This window comes from uncultured Flavonifractor sp., assembly GCF_944387675.1.
In the GTDB taxonomy this organism is placed as follows: Bacteria; Bacillota; Clostridia; order Oscillospirales; family Oscillospiraceae; genus Flavonifractor.
Genome location: NZ_CALXFV010000166.1, coordinates 1 through 2,896, shown reverse-complemented (window position 1 = coordinate 2,896; position 2,896 = coordinate 1). Strand labels below are relative to the sequence as shown.

Sequence of the window (2,896 nt, the reverse complement as noted above, 5' to 3'; positions counted from 1 at the left end):
AGGCGCGCCATCATCTGGCGCACCAAGCACGACCGCCGCACCTTCTCCCCCGGCGTGGACTTCGTGACCGCGCAGGGCAACGTGAGCGAGATCGTCACCCCCCTGTGCGTGTTTACCATGTATCAGGGCCAGCTCATTTTAAAGAGCGTGCACCCGTATACCACCATCGACGAGGTGGCGCAGAACACCGCTTTCCCCATCCGCTACTTTTCCATCGAGACAACCCCGCCGCCCACGGCGGAGGAGATGCGCGCGCTTTGCGCGATCGACCCGCTGGACCTGCGAAACATCGAGTTTCGCTGACGGCGGCCCAAAACCGGAACCAAAAAGGCACTTTTTATAGAGAAAGGAAGTCTTGCACATGCCCCGTTACGACACCTATTTTCTCATGAAGGAAGCCGACGTGATCGACTATGTCCAGACCAAGTATCCCGGCCACTTCGACAAGGACGCGGTGCTGACCGTCAAGGAAATCGGCGACGGCAACCTCAACTACGTCTTCCGCGTGGTGGAGGAAAAGACCGGCAAGTCCATCATCGTCAAGCAGGCGGGCGAGGCGCTGCGCATCTCGGCGGACATGAAGGTTTCCACCGACCGCAACCGCATCGAAAGCGAAATCCTTCAGATTCAGGACAAGTACGCCCCCGGCCTGGTGCCCAGGATCTACGGCTATGATACCGTGATGTGCGCCTGCGCCATGGAGGACCTGTCCGACCATGCGCTGATGCGCTACGCGCTCATGCGGCACGAGACGTTCCCGCGCTTTGCCGAGGACATCTCCACCTACATGGTCAACACCTTGCTCAAGACCACCGACGTGGCCATGGAGCACAAGGAAAAGAAGGCCATGGTCAAGAGCTTCATCAACCCCGAGCTGTGCGAGATCACCGAGGACCTGGTCCTGACCGAGCCGTACAACGACTGCAACCACCGCAACAACGTCTTCCCGCCCATCGCCGACTTCGTGCGCCGCGAGCTCTATGAGGACGACGCGCTCAAGCTGGCCGTGGCCAAGCTCAAGTTCGAGTTCATGAACAACGCGCAGTCCCTCATCCATGGCGATCTGCACACCGGCTCCATCTTCGTCAAGCAGGATTCCACCCGCGTGTTCGACCCCGAATTCGCCTTCTACGGCCCCATGGGCTACGACATCGGCAACGTGGTCGCCAACCTGATCTTCGCCTGGGACAACGGCCGCGCCGCCGGGGCGGAGGAATTCTGCGACTGGGCGCTCAAGGCCATCGAGGAGACCGTGGACCTGTTCTGCCAGAAGTTCCTCAAGTGCTTTGACGAGTGCGTGACCGATCTCATGGCCAAGACCCCCGGCTTCAAGGAGTTCTACCTCGATTCCATCCTGTCCGACACCGCCGCCTACGCCGGCACCGAGCTCATCCGCCGCACCGTGGGCATGGCCAACGTCAAGGACGTGACCACCATCGCCGACGAAGCCAAGCGCGCCCACGCCGAGAAGGTCAACATCCTCTGCGGCAAGGACTACATCATGAACCGCACGGCCTTCAAGACCGGCGCCGATTTCGTGGCGGCCGTCCTGCGCGCCGATGAAGCGGCCAAGTAAGGGAGGAAAAAAGCCATGGCTGACAAGAGCATCATGAGCTACGAGACCGTCGCGCTGGACGACGAAAAGAGCGCGCTGGTCATCCTGGACCAGACCAAGCTGCCCTACGAGGTGGAGATCCTCAGCCTGACCGACCAGAAGGACATCTGGAACGCCATCTACCTTTTGCAGGTGCGCGGCGCGCCTGCCATCGGCGTGGCGGCGGGCTTTGGCGTGTATCTGGCCGCCAAGCAGATTCAGGCCGACACCTGGGACGAATTCTATCCCCAGTTCAAGGCAGCCAAGGATTACCTCAACTCCTCCCGTCCCACCGCCGTCAACCTCTCCTGGGCGCTCAACCGCATGGAGCAGGTAGTGCTGGACAACAGGGACAAGAGCGTTCCCGAGCTCAAGGAGCTTCTGCACAAGGAGAGCGTGGCCATCAAGGACGAGGACGTGTGGATGTGCCGCCAGATCGGCGAGTACGGCCTGACCCTCATCAAGGACGGCGACGGCATCCTCACCCACTGCAACGCCGGCCAGCTGGCCACCTCCAAGTACGGCACCGCCCTGGCCCCCATCCACCTGGGCCGCGAGCGCGGCATGAACTTCCGCGTCTATACGGACGAAACCCGCCCGCTCCTGCAGGGCGCGCGCCTGTCCGCCTTTGAGATGCAGGCCGACGGCGTGGACACCACCGTCATCTGCGACAACATGGCCTCTCAGGTCATGAAAAACGGCTGGGTCAACGCCGTGTTCGTCGGCTGCGACCGCGTGGCCGCCAACGGCGACGCCTGCAACAAGATCGGCACCTCCGGCGTGGCGATTCTGGCCAAGTACTACGGCATCCCCTTCTATGTGCTGGGCCCCACCTCCACCATCGACATGTCGATTGCCCGCGGCGAGGACATCACCATCGAGCAGCGCCCCGCCGAGGAAGTGACCGAGATGTGGTACAAGCGCCGCATGGCGCCCGAGGGCGTGAAGGTCTATAACCCCGCCTTCGACTTTGCCGACAACGAGCTCATCGCCGGCATCGTGACCGAGTACGGCATCGCCCGTCCGCCCTACAACGAGAGCCTCAAGGAGATCTTCAAAAAGAAGGCTGAGGCCGAAGCCGCCAAGAAGAAGTAAGAAACCGCGCCGGGGCGCATGCCCCGGCCACCCCCCGAAGGGAGGGGCGTTATGAACGAAAAGGAACTGCGCGCCGCGGTGGAGCGGCTGGTGCTGTGCGAGCTGGCCAAAACGGGTCAGCGCCATGTGCCGGTGATGTCCTCCAACCGCCATGTGCATCTGTGCCAGGCGGATGTGGAAAAGCTCTTCGGCGCGGGATACCAGCTG

4 protein-coding genes are annotated in these 2,896 nt (G+C 62.2%); all 4 read left to right on the top strand.

The window, feature by feature from the left end; all coding sequences use genetic code 11:
* On the top strand, positions 1-303 hold a 303-nt coding region (locus Q0J74_RS11050; protein ID WP_363315584.1), incomplete at its 5' end, for a hypothetical protein.
* Between the two features lie 58 nt (positions 304-361).
* A complete protein-coding gene (gene mtnK / locus Q0J74_RS11045) occupies positions 362-1,576 on the top strand; it encodes an S-methyl-5-thioribose kinase (RefSeq protein ID WP_297214571.1) in 1,215 nt (404 codons plus the stop codon).
* A 15-nt stretch (positions 1,577-1,591) separates the two neighbouring features.
* Positions 1,592-2,689, top strand: coding sequence for an S-methyl-5-thioribose-1-phosphate isomerase (mtnA, locus tag Q0J74_RS11040; RefSeq protein WP_297214569.1), 1,098 nt, complete (start codon positions 1,592-1,594; stop codon positions 2,687-2,689).
* Between the two features lie 135 nt (positions 2,690-2,824).
* A partial coding sequence (locus tag Q0J74_RS11035; RefSeq protein ID WP_297214573.1) for a PduL/EutD family phosphate acyltransferase occupies positions 2,825-2,896 on the top strand: 72 nt, incomplete at its 3' end.